General features: G+C 69.0%; 18 protein-coding genes. 9 read left to right on the forward strand and 9 right to left on the reverse strand.

Going from position 1 to position 17,671, the window contains the following annotated elements; genetic code table 11:
• Positions 1-231: 231 nt before the first annotated feature.
• The gene (locus ROA7023_RS11930) at positions 232-720 is read right to left on the reverse strand and encodes a peptidylprolyl isomerase (protein WP_234992195.1); all 489 of its coding nucleotides are present in this window, start codon (positions 718-720) and stop codon (positions 232-234) included.
• Positions 721-859: 139 nt separating this feature from the next.
• The gene (locus tag ROA7023_RS11935; RefSeq protein WP_085879269.1) at positions 860-1,369 is read right to left on the reverse strand and encodes a peptidylprolyl isomerase; all 510 of its coding nucleotides are present in this window, start codon (positions 1,367-1,369) and stop codon (positions 860-862) included.
• Positions 1,370-1,489: 120 nt separating this feature from the next.
• On the opposite strand from ROA7023_RS11935, the gene ROA7023_RS11940 reads away from it, so the two are divergent.
• The 9 genes from ROA7023_RS11940 to ROA7023_RS11980 all read left to right on the forward strand — a co-directional run bounded on the left by ROA7023_RS11940 (position 1,490) and on the right by ROA7023_RS11980 (position 9,304).
• Positions 1,490-2,668: a phosphoglycerate kinase gene (locus tag ROA7023_RS11940; protein ID WP_085879270.1), complete on the forward strand. Its 1,179-nt coding sequence runs from the start codon at positions 1,490-1,492 to the stop codon at positions 2,666-2,668.
• 115 nt (positions 2,669-2,783) lie between these two features.
• On the forward strand, positions 2,784-3,668 hold the full coding sequence (locus tag ROA7023_RS11945; RefSeq protein WP_085879271.1) for a fructose bisphosphate aldolase: 885 nt from the start codon (positions 2,784-2,786) through the stop codon (positions 3,666-3,668).
• 4 nt (positions 3,669-3,672) lie between these two features.
• Positions 3,673-4,212 carry a hypothetical protein gene (locus ROA7023_RS11950; RefSeq protein WP_085879272.1) on the forward strand — a complete coding sequence of 180 codons (540 nt, stop codon included), beginning with the start codon at positions 3,673-3,675 and terminating at the stop codon, positions 4,210-4,212.
• Between the two features lie 178 nt (positions 4,213-4,390).
• Positions 4,391-4,690, forward strand: coding sequence for an FtsB family cell division protein (locus ROA7023_RS11955; RefSeq protein WP_085879273.1), 300 nt, complete (start codon positions 4,391-4,393; stop codon positions 4,688-4,690).
• 212 nt (positions 4,691-4,902) lie between these two features.
• The gene (gene pdhA, locus ROA7023_RS11960) at positions 4,903-5,919 is read left to right on the forward strand and encodes a pyruvate dehydrogenase (acetyl-transferring) E1 component subunit alpha (protein ID WP_085879274.1); all 1,017 of its coding nucleotides are present in this window, start codon (positions 4,903-4,905) and stop codon (positions 5,917-5,919) included.
• Positions 5,919-6,299 carry a VOC family protein gene (locus ROA7023_RS11965; RefSeq protein WP_085879275.1) on the forward strand — a complete coding sequence of 127 codons (381 nt, stop codon included), beginning with the start codon at positions 5,919-5,921 and terminating at the stop codon, positions 6,297-6,299. Before pdhA ends, ROA7023_RS11965 begins: the two co-directional genes overlap by 1 nt.
• The gene (locus ROA7023_RS11970) at positions 6,299-7,687 is read left to right on the forward strand and encodes a pyruvate dehydrogenase complex E1 component subunit beta (protein WP_085879276.1); all 1,389 of its coding nucleotides are present in this window, start codon (positions 6,299-6,301) and stop codon (positions 7,685-7,687) included. Before ROA7023_RS11965 ends, ROA7023_RS11970 begins: the two co-directional genes overlap by 1 nt.
• Before the next feature lie 2 nt (positions 7,688-7,689).
• The gene (locus ROA7023_RS11975; protein WP_085879277.1) at positions 7,690-7,941 is read left to right on the forward strand and encodes a hypothetical protein; all 252 of its coding nucleotides are present in this window, start codon (positions 7,690-7,692) and stop codon (positions 7,939-7,941) included.
• 4 nt (positions 7,942-7,945) lie between these two features.
• Positions 7,946-9,304, forward strand: a complete 1,359-nt coding sequence (locus ROA7023_RS11980) for a pyruvate dehydrogenase complex dihydrolipoamide acetyltransferase (RefSeq protein WP_085879278.1) — start codon at positions 7,946-7,948, stop codon at positions 9,302-9,304.
• 77 nt (positions 9,305-9,381) lie between these two features.
• Here the strand turns inward: ROA7023_RS11980 and ROA7023_RS11985 are convergent, their stop codons facing one another.
• The 7 genes from ROA7023_RS11985 to ROA7023_RS12015 form a co-directional block, all read right to left on the reverse strand.
• Entirely contained in the window at positions 9,382-10,389 is a 1,008-nt protein-coding gene (locus ROA7023_RS11985; protein ID WP_085879279.1) for a YeiH family protein, read from the reverse strand.
• A 201-nt stretch (positions 10,390-10,590) separates the two neighbouring features.
• Positions 10,591-11,406: a serine O-acetyltransferase gene (gene cysE, locus ROA7023_RS11990; RefSeq protein WP_085879280.1), complete on the reverse strand. Its 816-nt coding sequence runs from the start codon at positions 11,404-11,406 to the stop codon at positions 10,591-10,593.
• 98 nt (positions 11,407-11,504) lie between these two features.
• A complete protein-coding gene (locus tag ROA7023_RS11995) occupies positions 11,505-11,780 on the reverse strand; it encodes a DUF7742 family protein (protein ID WP_085879281.1) in 276 nt (91 codons plus the stop codon).
• Between the two features lie 12 nt (positions 11,781-11,792).
• Positions 11,793-15,713, reverse strand: coding sequence for a baseplate multidomain protein megatron (locus tag ROA7023_RS12000; RefSeq protein WP_085879282.1), 3,921 nt, complete (start codon positions 15,711-15,713; stop codon positions 11,793-11,795).
• 1 nt (position 15,714) lies between these two features.
• Entirely contained in the window at positions 15,715-16,164 is a 450-nt protein-coding gene (locus ROA7023_RS12005; RefSeq protein WP_085879283.1) for an NlpC/P60 family protein, read from the reverse strand.
• Positions 16,161-17,042 (reverse strand): phage/gene transfer agent baseplate hub protein, encoded by an 882-nt coding sequence (locus ROA7023_RS12010; protein WP_085879284.1) that lies wholly within the window; start codon positions 17,040-17,042, stop codon positions 16,161-16,163. The genes ROA7023_RS12005 and ROA7023_RS12010 overlap by 4 nt, the downstream gene beginning before the upstream one ends.
• Positions 17,039-17,671, reverse strand: coding sequence for a DUF2460 domain-containing protein (locus tag ROA7023_RS12015; protein ID WP_085879285.1), 633 nt, complete (start codon positions 17,669-17,671; stop codon positions 17,039-17,041). Before ROA7023_RS12015 ends, ROA7023_RS12010 begins: the two co-directional genes overlap by 4 nt.

Raw genomic sequence — 17,671 nt, forward strand, 5'->3', positions numbered from 1 at the left:
AGCCTGCCCGCCGTCGGGCCGTCTGGCCAGTGCGCTTGTGCCCTGTCGCGCGGTTGTGACCGCTCTCGCGTGGGGCCGGCGCGATTGTTGCTTGTGCGTGCCTCGGCTTGCTTGTGCCTCGGCTTGCTTGTGCCTCGGGCCGCGGACCGCTTTGGCATGCACGGGCCGGCACAGCCTTGCCTGGCCCGCGCGGGCCGGCGCACCCTTGCCAAGTGCACCGGCCCGGGCGCCCTACTCCCGGATGGTCGCGCTGACGATGCGGTCGGGGGTGCCGGTGACCGCACCGTTGCCGCCGTCGCCGCGCTTGATCGCGTCGACGACCTCCATTCCCTCGGTGACTTGGCCCACGACCGTGTATTGCCCATCGAGATGGGGGGCCGCGCCGAACATGAGGAAGAACTGCGAATTGGCCGAATCCGGGTCCGTCGAGCGGGCCATGCCGACCACCCCGCGCTGAAACGGGATCGAGGAGAACTCGGCCGGAAGGTCGGGCCGGTCGGAGCCGCCGCCGCCCGCGCGCCGCATGTCGCCGCCGACCCGGCCGTATTCCACGTCGCCGGTCTGGGCCATGAAGCCGTCGATCACCCGGTGAAACACCACGTCGTCATAGGCGCCTTCCCGCGCGAGCGTCTCGAGACGCTCGGCGTGTTGCGGCGCCGCCTCCTCGTTGAGGTCGACGACGATCTCGCCCTCGGCCTCGCCCGCCACGGTCAGCACCATATAGGGGCCGGGTGCGCCGCCCGCGGGGGCGGCCACGTCGCCGGTGATCGCGGGTGGTGTCACCTCCGCCACGCGGTCGGGCAGGAACACGTAGACCGCAAAGAGCGCCCCGATCAGGATCAACGCGCCAAGGATCAGCCTATTCGGCATCGGCAGCCACCTTGACCGAGATCATCTGGTCCGGTGAGGCCGGCGGCTCGCCCCGGGTGATGGCATCCACATGCTCCATCCCCGAGATCACGCGGCCGTAGACGGTGTATTGCCCGTTGAGGAAGTGGTTGTCGGAAAAGTTGATGAAGAACTGCGAGTTGGCGGAATCCGGGTTCTGCGACCGGGCCGCCCCCAGCGTGCCGCGATCATGGGGGATGCGGCTGAACTCGGCCTTCAGGTCGGGCTTGTCGGAGCTGCCCGTCCCGGCGCGACGGGGGTTGAAGTCCTTCTCCATGTTGGCGTGCTCGACATCGCCGGTCTGGGCCATGAAGCCGTCGATCACCCGGTGAAAGGCCACGTTGTCATAGGCGCCTTCGCGGGCGAGTTCCTTCATGCGCGCGGCGTGGCCGGGGGCGATGTCGGACAGAAGCTCGATGGCGACGGTGCCGCCTGTCAGCTCGATCAGGATGGTGTTCTCGGGGTCTTTGATGTCGGCCATGGGGTTCCTCGTGATTTTGCGCGGACCCTATTCGTCCGGCGCGGGCTCGACAAGGTCGGGCGGTTGACCGGGACCGAGGAAAGCCCGACACAGGGCGCAAAGCATGACAGGAGTGAGCCGATGAGCTGGAAAAGCCTCGATGACATGGACCTTGCCGGCAAGCGGGTGCTGCTGCGGGTGGACATCAACGTGCCCATGGACGGCGACCGGGTGACCGACGCCACCCGGATCGAGCGGATCGTGCCCAGCGTGACCGATATCCTCGCCAAGGGCGGGATGCCGATCCTGCTTGCGCATTTCGGCCGGCCCAAGGGCAAGCCCGTCCCCGAGATGTCGCTGTCGCGGCTGGTGCCCGCGCTGGAATCCGCATTCGGCAAGCCGGTGACCTTCGTGGAACGCCCCTCGCGCGAGCAGATCGACGCCCTGCCCCTCGACACGATCATGCTGGTGGAGAACACCCGCTTCACGTCGATGGAAGAGGCCAACGATCCGCAGATGGCGCAGTTCCTGGCCACCCTGGGCGATGTCTATTGCAACGACGCCTTCTCGGCCGCCCACCGCGCCCACGCGTCGACCGAAGGGGTGGCGCATCTGCTGCCGTCCTGCGCCGGCCGGCTGATGGCGGCGGAGCTCTCGGCGCTGGAGACCGCGCTGGAGAAGCCCGACCGCCCGGTGGTGGCCGTGGTCGGCGGGGCGAAGGTGTCGACCAAGCTCGACCTGCTAGGCAATCTGGTCTCGAAAGTCGACGTGCTGGTGATCGGCGGCGGCATGGCAAACACCTTCATGGCCGCACAGGGGATCGACGTGGGCAAGTCGCTCTGCGAGCACGACCTCGCCGACACCGCCCGCGAGATCCTCGGGAAGGCGACCAAAGCGGGCTGCGAGATCGTGCTGCCCGTGGACGTGGTGGTGGCGCGGGAGTTCAAGGCCGGGGCCGAGAGCCAGGTCGTGGCGGCCGAGGATTGCCCGTCCGACGCGATGATCCTCGACGCGGGGCCGATCTCGGTCGAGCGGATCGAGGTGGTGTTCGAGGAATCGCGCACCTTGGTCTGGAACGGCCCGCTTGGCGCCTTCGAGATCCCGCCTTTTGACGCGGCCACCGTCGCCGCCGCCCGCAAGGCCGGCGCCCTGACCCGGGCGGGCAAGCTGGTGTCCGTCGCCGGGGGCGGCGACACGGTCTCGGCGCTCAACCACGCGGGCGTGGGCGAGGACTTCTCCTATGTCTCGACCGCCGGCGGCGCCTTTCTCGAATGGCTGGAGGGCAAGACCCTGCCCGGCGTCAAGGCCTTGGGCGGCTGATCTCGGCGGGAGGGCGAAAACCACTGTTAGCGCAACCGGTTGGCGTTACCGCAATTGCGGGGCGCCGGCCGCTCGCCTAGTCTCTGCGCGAACGAAGCGGAAAACGGAGACGGCGATGAACGAGCAACAGGCAGCACAGGTCCGGGCGGGACAGGGGTTTATCGCGGCGCTGGACCAGTCGGGCGGCTCGACACCCAAGGCGCTGCGCCTCTACGGGATCGAGGAGGATGCCTACGGCTCCGACGCCGAGATGTTCGACCTGATGCACGCGATGCGGTCCCGGATCGTGCAATCGCCCGCCTTCACCGGCGACAAGATCGTGGGCGCGATCCTGTTCGAGATGACGATGGACCGGGAGATCGGCGGCAAGCCTTCCGCCGCCTATATGTGGGAGGACCGCCACGTGGTCCCTTTCCTCAAGGTGGACAAGGGCCTGGAAGACGCGGCCAACGGCGTGAAGCTGATGAAACCGATGCCCGGCCTCGACGAGGTCTGCGCCCGCGCCGTGGGGCATGGCGTCTTCGGGACCAAGATGCGCTCTGTCATCGACGCGGCCGACGCGACCGGGATCAAGGCCATCGTCGACCAGCAGTTCGAGGTGGGCAACCAGATCCTCGGCCACGGGCTGATGCCGATCCTGGAGCCGGAGGTGACGATCACGATCGCCGACAAGGCCGAGGCCGAGGCGATGCTGCAGGACGCGATCCTGGAACGGCTCGAAAGCCAGGACGGCGAGGTCATGCTGAAGCTGTCCCTGCCCAGCGTCGACAATTTCTACAAGCCGCTGATCGGGCATCCCAAGGTGATGAAGGTCGTGGCCCTCTCGGGCGGCTATGCCCGCGACGAGGCCAACGCGATCCTGGCGCGGAACGCGGGCATGATCGCGTCGTTCAGCCGGGCGCTGACCGAAGGGCTGTCGGCGCAGCAATCGGATGCCGAGTTCAACGCGATGCTGGGCGCGGCCGTCGACAGCATCTACGCGGCCTCCATCGCAGGCTAGGCCGATGCTGCGCGGCGTCCTGACCCTGCCCCTGGTGGCGCTGCTGGGCGGCTGCGGCGGCATGGGCGGGGCGCCGTCCGCCAGCACCGCCGCGCCGATGTCCGATCCCTACGGGACGGGCGGCCCGCCCGCCATCGGCCGGATCACCGACGCGGGCGGGCCCGGCTGGACCACCTACGACTTCTCGGTCGGTGCGGTGGACCCCTCGGCCCATGTGAGTCCGCGCGACGGGGTCCCCACGTTGACCCTGGTGGGCTTCCCGCCCGGAGAGCCATTCGCCGAAAGCGGCCGGTTGCAGATCACCGCACCGCTGGCGGCAGTCGCGCCCGGCCCGGCCTCGGGCACGGCGCGGATCTCTGGCGGGGAGGTCCCGTTGGAGGGGCCCGCGACGGTCACCATCGACGCGGTCAGCCCGCCCGCGCCCGACGAACTGCTGGGCCGGATCAGCGGCAGCTACTCGGCGCGGCTCTGCCCCGCGGGCGGCGCGGACGCGGGGTGCGAGAGCCACGCCGGCACCTTCTCGACCCGCGCGGCGCTGCCCTGACCCTTGCAGCGCTGCCCTCATGGGGCCCGCCCTGGCCGGATGCCCCCGGGCTGAGTCCTTCGCGCAACGCCCCGCGGCCAAGCGACGCTGCCCGTGCGGGCGTCGGTTTATCCCGGCCCCGTCCCGTGGCACTGTAGGAAGGTTCGCCCTCATCAAGAAGGGCGGCGATGAGGCGCAGATGACCCCAAACACCCGCATGCCCCTCGGGGCGATCCTTTATTTCCTGGGCGCGATCCTGCTCAGCTTCTATTTCGTCTTCGCCGCGGTGCAGGGCGATTACGGCGTGTTCCGCCGGGCCATCGTCAACGCCGAAGCGAAGGTTCTGGAACAGGACCTCGGGGAGCTTCGGGCCGAAGTTGCCCGGATGGAGAACCTGACGCGCAGGCTGTCGGACGATTACCTCGATCTGGATCTTCTGGACGAACAGGCCCGCGACGTGCTGGGCATGATCCGCGCCGACGAGGTCGTGATCCGCTGAACGCCCCGCGATCGCGCCGCCCGCCACCCAGCGCGGGCGTCCATCGCCCGCCACCCGGCGCGGGCGTCCATCGCCCGCCATGCAGAACGGACAGGGCGGATTTGCGTCCCCGACCCCACAGAGGGGAATTTCCCGCTCGCCTTGCGCCCCCCGCTCCGGTATGAAATAGTTTAAAGCTAAACTATTTGGCACCTGTCCCGGGAGGAGGTCTCATGGCGACGAGAAAGTCGGCTGCAAAGCCGAACGTTTCGGCCGAAGAGCTGATGAAGCATTACCGAGAAATGTTGTTGATCCGCCGCTTCGAAGAGAAAGCGGGCCAGCTCTACGGCATGGGTCTGATCGGCGGCTTCTGCCACCTCTACATTGGCCAGGAGGCCGTCGTCGTCGGGCTTGAGGCGGCGGCGGAAGAAGGCGACAAGCGCGTCACCTCCTACCGCGACCACGGCCACATGCTGGCCTGCGGGATGGACCCCAAGGGCGTGATGGCCGAGCTGACCGGCCGCGAGGGCGGCTATTCCCAGGGCAAGGGCGGCTCCATGCACATGTTCAGCAAGGAAAAGCACTTCTACGGCGGCCACGGCATCGTCGCCGCCCAGGTGCCGATCGGCGCGGGGCTCGCCTTCGCCGACAAGTACCTCGGAAACGACCGCGTGACCTTAGCCTATTTCGGCGAAGGCGCGGCGAACCAGGGCCAGGTCTACGAGACCTACAACATGGCCGAGCTCTGGGACCTGCCGGTGGTCTTCGTGATCGAGAACAACCAATACGCCATGGGCACCAGCGTGAAGCGCTCGACCAAGTCGCCCTCGCTCTGGGAACGGGGCGGGGCCTACGGCATCCCCGGCGAAGAGGTCGACGGGATGGACGTGCTGGCCGTCAAGGCCGCCGGTGAGAAGGCCGTCTCGCACTGCCGCGCCGGCAAGGGGCCCTATATCCTCGAAATCAAGACATACCGCTATCGCGGGCACTCCATGTCCGATCCGGCAAAATACCGCACCCGCGACGAGGTGCAGAAGATGCGCGACGAGCGGGACCCGATCGAGCATATCCGCACCATGCTGCTGAACGGCAAGCATGCCTCCGAAGAGGATCTCAAGGCGATCGACAAGGAGATCAAGGACGTCGTCAACGACTCCGCCGAGTTCGCCAAGGAAAGCCCCGAGCCGTCGCTCGACGAGCTCTGGACCGACATCTATGCCAAGGAAGTGCCGCAAGGGGAGGCGATCTGATGACCCGCCCCGTGCATTTCGAGATCCATGGCAGCGACCCCGCCGCGCTTGTCACCTTCTACGGCGCCCTCTTCGGCTGGCAGTTCGAGCGCTACAACGACGATCCCTACTGGATGGCCGCCACCGGCGCGGGCACCGGCATCGACGGCGCGATCATGGGCCGCCGCGGCCCCGCGCCGGCCGAGGATGGCCCCGTCATGGGCGCCACCATCGTGATGGAGGTCGACGACATCGACGCGGCGCTGGACAAGGGCGTGAGCCTTGGCGCCCGGCCCGCCGCCGACAAGATGGCCGTGCCCGGCATGGGCTGGGCCGCCTATCAGAAAGATCCGGACGGCAACGTCTACGGCATGTTCCAACCGGACGAGGGAGCGAAATAATGGCAACCGAAATTCTCATGCCCGCCCTGTCGCCCACGATGGAAGAGGGCACGCTGGCCAAGTGGCTCGTCAAGGAGGGCGATACCGTCTCTTCCGGCGACATCCTCGCCGAGATCGAGACCGACAAGGCCACGATGGAATTCGAGGCCGTGGACGATGGCACCATCGGCAAGATCCTGGTGCCCGAGGGCACCGAAGGGGTGAAGGTCAACGTGGCCATCGCCGTGCTGCTGGAAGAGGGCGAAAGCGCCGACGACATCGAAGACGCAGCGCCCCCCTCCGGTGTCGAGACCCCCGACGAGGCCCCCGCGAAGGCGCCCGCCGAGGCCAAGGCGCCCGAGCCCGAGGCCCCCGCCCCTGCCCCCAAGGCCGACACCTCTCCGGACTGGCCCGAGGGCACGGAGATGAAGACGATGACCGTGCGCGAGGCGCTGAACTCGGCCATCGCCGAGGAGATGGAGCGCGACGAGAACGTCTTCATCATGGGCGAGGAGGTCGCCGAGTATCAGGGCGCCTACAAGATCACCCAAGGGCTGCTGGACCGGTTCGGCGCAAAGCGGGTGATCGACACGCCGATCACCGAGCACGGTTTCGCCGGCATCGGCGTCGGCGCGGCCTTCGGCGGGCTGAAACCGATCGTCGAGTTCATGACCTTCAACTTCTCGATGCAGGCCATGGACCAGATCATCAACTCTGCGGCCAAGACGCTTTACATGTCCGGCGGGCAGATGGGGGCGCCGATGGTGTTCCGCGGGCCCAACGGCGCCGCGGCCCGCGTGGGCGCGCAGCACAGCCAGGATTACGCCGCGTGGTTCTCGTCCGTGCCAGGGCTCAAGGTCGTCATGCCCCATGCGGCCGCCGACTATAAGGGCCTGTTCAAGACCGCGGTGCGAGACCCCAACCCCGTGATCTTCCTGGAAAACGAGATCCTCTATGGCCGCTCGTTCGAGGTGCCGGTGCTGGACGATTTCACCATCCCCTTCGGCAAGGCCAAGATCGCGCGGGCCGGGGCGGATGTGACCATCGTCAGCTGGGGCATCGGCATGACCTACGCGCTGGAGGCCGCCGAGAAGCTGGCCGAGGACGGCGTCGACGCCGAGGTCATCGACATGCGCACCCTGCGCCCGATGGACTACGCCACGGTGATCGAGAGCGTCAAGAAGACCAACCGCTGCGTCACGGTCGAGGAGGCCTGGCCGGTGGCCTCGGTCTCCAACCACCTGGGCGCCTACATCATGCAGAACGCGTTCGACTATCTCGACGCGCCGGTGATCAACGTCTGCGGCAAGGATGTGCCGATGCCCTACGCGGCGAACCTGGAAAAGCTGGCGCTGGTGACCACCGACGAGGTGATCGCGGCGGTCAAGGCCGTGACCTACCGGAGCTGACAATGGAGGTTCTGGGCCGGGACAGCGCGCGCGAAGCCTACCGGGTGGCGACCAGCCCCCCGGACCGGCTTGTGGGGCTGATCCCGGAGGCCGTGATCGCCGAGGGGATGTCCCTTACCGGCGGGCGCGGCCACCAGACCGCCTATGACTGGATCGCGCGGCACGCCCGCGACATAGAGAAGACGCTCAAGGCCCTCCGGAACGGCCAGCGCGCTGCGCCCCCGTTCGACCGGATGGAGCTCGTGGAGGAGTAGAGAGATGCCCACCGAAATCCTGATGCCCGCGCTGTCTCCGACGATGGAGGAAGGGACGCTGGCCAAGTGGCTCGTGAAGGAAGGCGACACGGTCTCGTCCGGCGACCTTCTGGCCGAGATCGAGACCGACAAGGCCACGATGGAATTCGAGGCCGTGGACGAAGGCACGATCGGCAAGATCCTGGTGCCCGAGGGGACCGAAGGGGTGAAGGTCAACGCCGCCATCGCCGTCCTGCTGGAAGAGGGCGAAAGCGCCGACGATATCGGCAGCACCGACAGCGCCCCCCGACCGGCCGACCAGGGCAGCGGCGGCGCCCCCGCCCCCGACAGCAAGGGCAGCGAGGCGCCCGCGGCAGGCTATGGCGACCGGGGACCGACCGACACGGCCGCCGCGGCCCCGCCGGCCCCCTCCGGTGCCGACGGCGGGCGGATCTTCGCCTCGCCGCTCGCGCGGCGGATTGCCAAGGACAAGGGGCTCGACCTCAGCCAGATCAAGGGCTCCGGGCCCAAGGGGCGGATCGTCAAGGCCGATGTCGAGAACGCCCAGCCGGGCGCCGCGAAACCCGCCACCGCCGCAGCCGAGGCTCCTAGGGCCGCGGCACCGGCCGGCGAGAAGCCCGCGATGCCGGCGGGCCTGTCCACCGACGCCGTCATCAAGATGTACGAGGGCCGCGACTTCGAAGAGGTGAAGCTCGACGGGATGCGCCGTACCATCGCCGCCCGCCTGACCGAGGCCAAGCAGACGATCCCGCATTTCTACCTGCGCCGCTCGATCCGGCTCGACGCACTGATGAAGTTCCGCAGCCAGTTGAACAAGCAGCTGGAGGCCAAGGGCGTGAAGCTGTCGGTCAACGACTTCATCATCAAGGCCTGTGCGCTGGCCCTGCAGGAGGTGCCCGACGCCAACGCCGTCTGGGCCGGCGACCGGATGCTGAAGCTCAAGCCGTCGGACGTGGCCGTGGCCGTGGCTATCGACGGCGGGCTGTTCACGCCCGTGCTGAAAGATGCGCATATGAAATCGCTCTCGGCGCTGTCGGCCGAGATGAAGGACCTGGCCACCCGCGCCCGGGACCGCAAGCTTGCGCCGCATGAATACCAGGGCGGCAGCTTTGCGATCTCGAACCTCGGGATGTTCGGGATCGAGAATTTCGACGCGGTGATCAACCCGCCGCACGGGTCGATCCTGGCGGTCGGCGCGGGCGTCAAGACGCCGGTCGTGGGCGAGGACGGAGAGCTGACCGTCGCGACGGTGATGTCGACGACCCTGTCGGTCGATCACCGGGTCATCGACGGCGCGCTCGGGGCGCAGTTCCTGGACGCGATCAAGCGCAACATGGAAAGCCCGATGATGATGCTGGCCTGACGGCCGGCCCCGCCCGCGGCAAAGCCAAGCGCGAACACCCGGCGCGGCCCTCCAGAAAGGGCCGCGCCGGGTGCCCCTCAGCCCATGATCAGAAGGCCAACGGCGATCAGCGTCGCGAGAAACAGCGTCTCGGACACAAGCATCGCCATGGCGGCGGGGCCGACCTCGACCACTTCCTTGAGCGACGTCTTCATCCCGACCGCCCCGATCGCCATCAACAGCAGCACGCGCGAGGTGTCCCCGGCCAGATCCGACACCGCAACCGGCACGATGCCCGTGGAGTTGAGCGCCGCAAGCACCACGAAGGCCACGACGAAGCCCGGCAGAAGCGGCGGCCGCCCCTGCCCTTCGACCGCCTGCCCGCGCACCACCGCCGCGATCACCAGCACCACGGGCGCCAGCATCGCGACCCGGATCAGCTTGACCAGGGTGGCGGTCTCGCCCGCGTCCTCCGAGATCGAGAAGCCCGCGCCGACGACCTGGGCCACATCGTGGATCGTCGCCCCGATGTAGATGCCCGAAGTGTGGTCGTCGAAATGCAGCGTGGCCGCGATGACCGGGTAGAGGATCATCGCCACGGTCGACAGCAGCGTGACCCCGACGACGGTGAAAGCCAGGCGCTGCTGGCTGCGCTCGTCCTGCGGCAGGATCGCCGCGATGGCCATGGCCGCCGAGGCGCCGCAGATCGCCACCGCCCCCGCCGAGAGCGTGGCGAAGCGGTAGCCGAAGCCGAATATCCGCGCGACGAGGAAGCCAAAGCCGATGGTGGCGATCACCGCCCCCACCACCAGCGAGAGCGTGGCCGGCCCCAGCGCCAGCACCATGTCGGTGGTGATCCGCAGCCCCAGCAGCGCGACCCCCAGCCGCAACAACCCCTTCGCGGCGAAGGCGATGCCCGGCCCGGGGCGGGCCTCCTCCGCCAGGAAATTCAGCGCGATCCCGAAGAGCAGCGCCAGAAGCATCGCCGGCGCCCCGTAATGCTCCGACACGAACTGCGCGGCGAGCCCGATGAGGGCCGCGACGGCGATCCCCGGCCAAAGCTGCTCGGCCCGGGTTCTCAGATTTGCCAAATCCGGTGTGGCCATGCGTCCTCCAATCGTCGATGGACGCAAATGGCCCCGGTCTTGGCCGGGATGCAAGGGGGCGGGGCCTGATCGGGCGTCCTGTCGAGCACGGCGGCCAGCGCAGCCGGGCCGACCGCAAGAGCCGGACGGTGGGCGATGCGCCAAACCCCGTCGGGCCCGCGTATCCGGTCGGCGCCCTTGCGGCCGGCCTGACCGGGGACGTCAGGCCCCAGTGGCGGTTTTCAGGATCTGGTCCATCGAGATCGACGGCTGGGCGCAGCCCGCCTCACCCACGATCCGGGCCGGAACGCCGGCCACGGTCTTGCAGGCGGGCACTTCGGACAGAACGACAGAGCCCGCGGCGATGCGGCTGCAATTGCCCACATGGATGTTGCCGAGGACCTTCGCGCCCGCGCCGATCAGCACGCCGTTGCCGATCTTTGGATGGCGGTCGTCGTCTTCCTTGCCGGTCCCGCCCAGCGTGACCGAGTGCAGCATCGAGACATTGTCGCCGACCACCGCCGTCTCGCCGATGACTATGGAATGGGCATGGTCGATCATGATGCCCCGGCCGATCACCGCATTGGGGTGGATGTCGACGCCAAAGATCTCGGACACCCGCATCTGGATGAAATAGGCCAGATCGACGCGGCCCTCCTGCCAGAGCCAATGGCCCAGCCGATAGGCCTGAACCGCCTGAAATCCCTTGAAATACAACAGCGGCTGCATGAAGCGATGGCAGGCCGGATCACGTTCGTAGACCGCAACGAGGTCGGCGCGGGCGGCGGCGGCCAGATCGGGCTGGGCGTCGAAGGCCTCGTCCGCGATCTCGCGCAGGATCTGCTCGGACATCTCGGCACTCGAGAGCTTCATCGCCAGACGATAGGCCAGCGCGGATTCGAAATCGGCGTGGTGCAGGATCGTCGCATGGATCAGGCCGCCCATCAGCGGCTCTGCCGCGACGGCCTTTTCCGCCTCTTCGGTGATGCGCTGCCAGACCGGGTCGAGCCGGGCGATATCGAGCTTGGGTTTTGCCATCACGAATGCTCCTTCGGCCTCTGGTTACTTCACATAGGCGTCCGGAGGGAAGAAAAAAGCTGAGGCTGCAATATTCGGGACTCGCCCCGGGGCCCGGCTCAGGGCACGTTCATCACCCGGCAGACCTCCAGAAACACCGCCAGCGCCGAGCGATATCGCCCGTCGCAGGTGTCGGGAAGATCCGCGCGGGCGAACCCCATGGCCGAGGCCAGGATGGTGCCGGTGCCGAATTCGTGATGGATCCGGCCGGACTGGCGCCGGAAGGCGTCGGCGATGCGGGCGCGGGCGACCAGCCGCCAGGCGGTGCTGCGCCGCTGGTCGGCCGGAACCGCCAGCAGCACGCGCACCGCCATGTCGAGATCGCTCGGCATCATCGGACGCACGGCTCAGACCTCGACCTGCCAGCTTCGCCCGGGACCCGGCCCGAACCGGTCCGAGATCTGCGCGATCTCGGCGGTGAAGCTCGTTCCCGTCCCGTCCGCGGCCCGCTGGGCTGCGGTATAGGTCAGCTCCGGGGCGCTGGTGATGATTTCGCGCCGCAGGGTGCCGCCCTCGCGGATCCGGACGCGGTAACGCTCCTGCGCCTCGCCCAGCGGCACCTCGAACCCCTCCCAGCCGTCACCGTCGATCCGGGTCCGGCGGATCCAGCCCATCGCCACATCGCCGGCGGTCGTCCGGGCCGAGAAATGGCACACCGGGTAGGGCCGCAGCCCGTTGCCGGCAAACGCATGCGTTGCTGCCCGAAAGCTGGGGTGATCCGGGGTGCGATCGGACGGGCCGAAGCGGAAGTGGCGCAGGGTGCCGCGGGTGTTCGCCGTCAGCGGGACTTGCGGCACGCGGCCGTTGATCACCACGAACCGCGACCCCGCGGGCCAGCTTGGCGGCATGACACCGTCGCTGCCCGCCTGTCCGCGCAGGCGCAGGCGCAGAGCGTATTGGCCGGGACCCACAAGCTCTGCCTCGGCGAACTGGAAGACCTCCCAGCCGTCCGGACTGCCGTCGCCGATGGCGGCAAGGTTCGCGCCGGCCAGCAGCGCCTCTTCGGTGACCGAGGCCAGCGCCCCCTGCACCATGCTCACCCGCAGCGCCGGGCCCCGGTCCCAGCGTCCGGCGGGGGCCGCCTCCAGCACGGTCTCGGTGATCCCGACCGAGGCCGGGGTGTCGCGGACCATGGCCAGCGCGTAATTGCTGTCGGTCGCCGACTGGTAAAGCGCGACCGGCCCCGGCCAGGGGTCGGAGACCGGCGCGAAGCGGGGCGCGTGGGGCAGCTCGTCCCCGCTGAGCAGCGGCAGGTCGAGGAACAACGCCTCCACCGGCACCGGCGCCCGCGCCGGGATCACCGTGAGCGGGTCGCTGCCGGTATCGCGCGGCGCGTAGGCAGACCTGTCGATGCGGGTGGCCTCCACCTGGCGCTGAAGCCCGGTTTCCACCCGGTCGATCCGGTAGATGCCAAGCCCCTCGCCATCGTCGAGCTGCACCACGTCGCCGGCGCCGATCTCGGGCCTCGAGGGCGGCAGGGCGAAGCTGGCGCTGTCGCGCGAGACACGGGCCTCCGCCAGCCAGCGTTCGACGATATCCTGCGCCTCGCCACGATAGAGCGACAGCGGCATCTCGTTGCGGGTGGCGCCCCGGCTGCCGTCATGGGGATGGACCACCTCGACCGAGCCGGCCTCGTAGCGCCCGCCGGCGGCGACAAAGCCCAGCCGGACGCGGCCCGCGATCTCGGCCTCGGCGGCGCGGGTGCGGCGGGCGTCCTCGTCCTGGTCGTCGGACAGGGCCAGCCCGTCGGGCGGGACCACACCGTCGAGCCGCGCCGTGCGGGTGCGGAAGATCACCTGCCCGTCCCGCTCGATCGCGTCGAAGCCGTAGGCCAGCATCAGGGGCTGGAGCGCGGAGCGGATCGTCGTCACGCTGTCAAGCGTATAGCCGCGCACGAGGCCGTAGAGCTCGGATGTGTCGACCGCGCGCAGGCCGGCCTCGGCGCAAAGCTCCTCGACCACATCATCGAGCGGCCGCGACGCGGTGCGCCCGGTGATCCAGTGGCCCTTGGTCCAGTTGTCGCCGTCCGACCAGATGTCGGCCCGCGCCGGAAAGGCCGGGAACGGCCGCGCGTCCCAGGACCAGACATGGGCCTTGTCCATGTCCAGCATCCGCTTGCCTGTGAGGACGGACACCGGGTTGTGCGCGGGATCCGACCAATGGGCGATGAAGGCCCGCAGGTATTGCATCTGCATGTATTCGTCGCGCCAGCCCCGCGAGTAATAGGGCAGGAAGCTTTCCGACGACTTGGGGTCGAGGAACTTGTTGGGCTGGTTGGTGCCCTTGTCGATCGCGGCACAGCCGAACTCGGTGAACCAGATCGGCTTCAGGCCCGGCTCCCAGGCGGTCGGGGCGGCGGCGCGCTGGCCGTTCACCCGGTTGTGGTGGTAGTTCGACCACCAGCCGCGGATATCCTTGTAGCGCCAGAGGAATTCCTCGCCGTAGAAATCCTCGATCGGGGTGCGAATCTGGGCGTCGCGATCCTCGTCGGAGGCATAATACCAGTCATAGCCCTCGCCGCCCTCGACCTGGCTGCGCAGGTAGTCGAGGTTGTAGATCGAGCCCCAGTGGGCATCGGCATGGTCGTCGCCATCGCGCCAGTCCGACAGCGGCATGTAGTTGTCGATGCCGATGAAATCGATGTCGTCATCGGCCCAGAGCGGGTCGAGGTGGAAATGCTTGTCGGCCGTCCCCACCGGCTGGTGGCCGTGATATTCGGACCAGTCGGCGGCATAGCCGATCCTGGTCGCGGCCCCGAGGATCTGGCGCACGTCGCGGGCCAGCTGCACCAACGCGGCAACGGCCGGATAGCTGCCGCCTGCCCCGCGGATCTGCGTCAGCCCGCGCATCTCGGAGCCGATGCAGAAGGCATCGACCCCGCCCGCCGCCGCGCAAAGATGCGCGTAATGCAGGATGAACCGGCGGTAGGACCATTCGTTCGGCCCGGAATAGTCGACGCCCGTCGCCGTCTGGCTGAAATCCCCGGGCTGCGCGGTGCCGAAGAAGGCGGCGACCTCGGCCTCGGCGGCCGCGGTGCCATCGGGGCTGCCCGCGACACCGGGGGCGAGCGCGGTGGTGATCCGTCCGCGCCACGGCAGGTTCGCCTGGCCGGTCTGGCCGGTCCAGGGGTCGGTCAGGGTGTTGCCCGAGAGCTGGTCCATGAGGATGAACGGGTAGAACACCACGTCCTGGCCGCGCGCGCCCATGTCCGCGATGATCTGGATCACCGACTGGTCCGTCGGGGTGCCGCCATAGACCGGGCTGCCGTTGAGGTAGGGCACCCGCAGCGCGCTGTCGCGGTCGAGCCCGGTGACCTGCCAGGGCATGTCGCCGTCGGCGTCCTTGTGCTCCACCTTGGGGCGCAGGGTGCAGTCGCCCGCCCGCAGATCGTCGCCGAACCAGGACACGATCAGCGAGACCGAGCCGCAATTGGGAAGCTCCGCCTCCAGCGCGTCCAGGCCCGAGACCGCGTCCGCCACCCCGCTGTCGGTGTTGACGTTGGCCAGCTTGGTGCGGCCGTAGCCCGCCGTGGTGCTGACCGGCGTCGTCGCCAGCGCGTATTCGCCCGATCCCGGCATCAGCGCCACGCCGCGGATGGCGCGGGCCATGTCGGGCGGGGTCACGCCGTCGGCGCCCAGGTCGCCGGGCTCGGCCGGGCGCGAGACCTCGAACGAGAACGACGGCACGCGGTTGCCGAACTGGCCCAGCGGCAGGTCCTCGAACACCACGTAGGCGATGCCGCGATAGGCCGGCGCGTTGCCCGCGCCCTCGACCGCCTCGATCTTGGGGTCGGGCAGCTGCGCCTCGCCGCCTTTGTAGACGCGCATGTTCAGCTGGTGCACGGGCACTTCCTGGCCGTCGGCCCAGACCCGGCCGATGCGGGTGATCTGGCCTTCGCAGACCGCCACGGCCAGGCTCACGGAATAGCTGTATTCGGTCACCTCGTGCTGGCTCGGGCGGCCCTTGCCGCCGCCGGAGGTTTCCGAGGATTCCAGAAATTGCGAGGCCCAGATGACCTGCCCTCCGACCCGCGCCTGGCCATAGGCCCGGCCCACGGGCGCGCCTTCCGAGGCGCCGGTCAGGCGCAGCCGGTCGACCCGGCCGGTCTCGACCGGGTCGCTGCCCTGTCCCAGCAGCCGCTCGTCGATGACCCGGCCCAGGGTCGCGCCCGCGGCCCGCCCGATCACCGCCGAGGACAGCCCCAGAACGGAGCCCCCGACAGCGCCACCCATGGCCATTCCGGCCGCTCCGAGAACGATCGTCGCCATGTCACAGGCTCCCTTCGATGGTCGGGGTCCGGAAGGCGAACCGCGCCACGATGCGGCGCTGCCAGGGACCCGAAAGTGTGGTTTCGACGACGCCGTGGCCGTCATAGGCATGGATGAAGCGCGGCTGCGCCCCGGTCTCGGACGCGAGCCCGAGGTGCTTGGCGACGCCGCCGTCGCGCATCCGGAAGAGCAGGACATCGCCCGGCTCGGGCGCGCCAGATGGCCGGGCGTCCAGGTGGCGCAGGGCCGCCTTCCAGAGGGCCTCGTCGCCCTGGGGCTCGGACCAGTCCGGGGTATAGGCAGGCACCCGCTCGGGCTCGCGCCCGTGCAGCTCGCGCCAGATGCCCCGGATCAGGCCCAGGCAATCGCACCCCGCCCCCCGGCACGAGGCCTGGTGGCGGTAGGGCGTGCCCAGCCAGCTGCGGGCGATGGCGACCGGATCGGAGGTCACGGCCGCTTGCCGCCGGTGTTGCTGTCGCTGCTGCGGGGCACGGATGTCAGCCAGTCCTCGCCCGGGATATGGGGAAAGCCGCGGAAATTGATCAGGTTGGCGAACTTCGCCTTGCAGGTGGCGGCGCGCTTGTCGCAACCGGCCTCGATGCGGATCGTGTCGCCCACCTCGACCGGCGCGCGCAGCGCCTCCCACAGATAGACCGCGCGCTCGCCCTCGGGGCGCATCTGGTCCTCGCGGATCACCCCGGTGAGGCCCTCGGCCGCGCCGGAGGTCACGATGAGCCGGCCGCGCTCGAACCAGCGCGGCGCGGCGCCCGACGGGTCGACGAAGCGGAACCGGCGATTGTCGGTCACCACCGTCACCGCCACCTCTGCGCTGAAGCCCGGCTGGTCGAGATCGACCTTGCACGACCTGTCGCCCAGCACCGCGTCGCAGACCGGCTGATAGCTGCGGCCCACGGCGAGGTTCAGCGCCTCGGTCAGGCCCCGCAGCTCGGCATGGAACGCCCCGCCGCCGCGGGTGATGTCGCCCAGCTGCCCGCGAAACCGCAAGCTGCGCTGGGTCACGTCGCGCCAGTTCACCAGCCAGGCCCGGACCTCGGCGCCGTCATAGCGTCCGGCCTCGATATCGGCCTCGGTCACGGCGCTGTCGGACAGGATCCCCAGCGCCTCGGAATTGTCCACCGACAGGCCGGTCGATTGCACCAGAGCCCGGGCGGTCATGCCCGTGTCGGCGCGAAAGGTGGTCCCGTCGAAGGCCAGATCCCGGTCGTGGTCGGTAAAGCCCAGCCGCGTGCCATCGCGCCGGGTGATCCGCCAGCAGCGACAGACGTTGGTCAGGCCGGTCCTGAGGTGTGCGTTCAGAGCTTCGGTCATACCCGCACCTCGATCACCGGCACGTTGGGCGCATCGCCCGCCCGGAACGAGGCCACCGAGGTCTCGACCCGGTCGGTGTCGAACCGCACGGGCACGTCGAACTCGAACCCCGCCGTCACCTCGGTGCCGACATCGGGCGGATGGGTGAAGCTCAGCAGCCCGGTGGTGGTGTCGAGCGTGTAATCCGTGCCCTCGAACACCGGCACGCCGCTGACGGCGACCTTGACGAAGCCCGCCACCGGCTTGCTGATCGGCCGGTCATAGACCGCCCCGCCGGAACCGTAGCGCTTGACCAGCTGGAAGACCTTGCGCACCTCGTCGCCGATCCCCAGAAGCTGATCGGTGTCGGCATATTCCGCCGAGGGCTTGCAGGACTTGTAATCCCCCCAATCCTTCCAGCGGAACCCGTGGAGCTGGCCCCGGCGCGCCTCGAAGAAGGCCACCAGGTCCTCTAGATCATCGAGCGAACGCAGGCCGATCCCGGCGTCGTAGCGCCGGCGCGAATGGGCCCAGGGAGAGTTCCGTTCTTCGGCCCCGTTGGCCAGGGTCACGATCTCGGTGCGCCGTTCGGGCCCGCCGAGAGAGCCGAATGACAGCGCGGCCGGAAAGCGGGTTTCGTGAAAGGACAT

This window comes from Roseisalinus antarcticus (assembly GCF_900172355.1).
Lineage (GTDB): Bacteria > Pseudomonadota > Alphaproteobacteria > Rhodobacterales > Rhodobacteraceae > Oceanicola > Oceanicola antarcticus_A.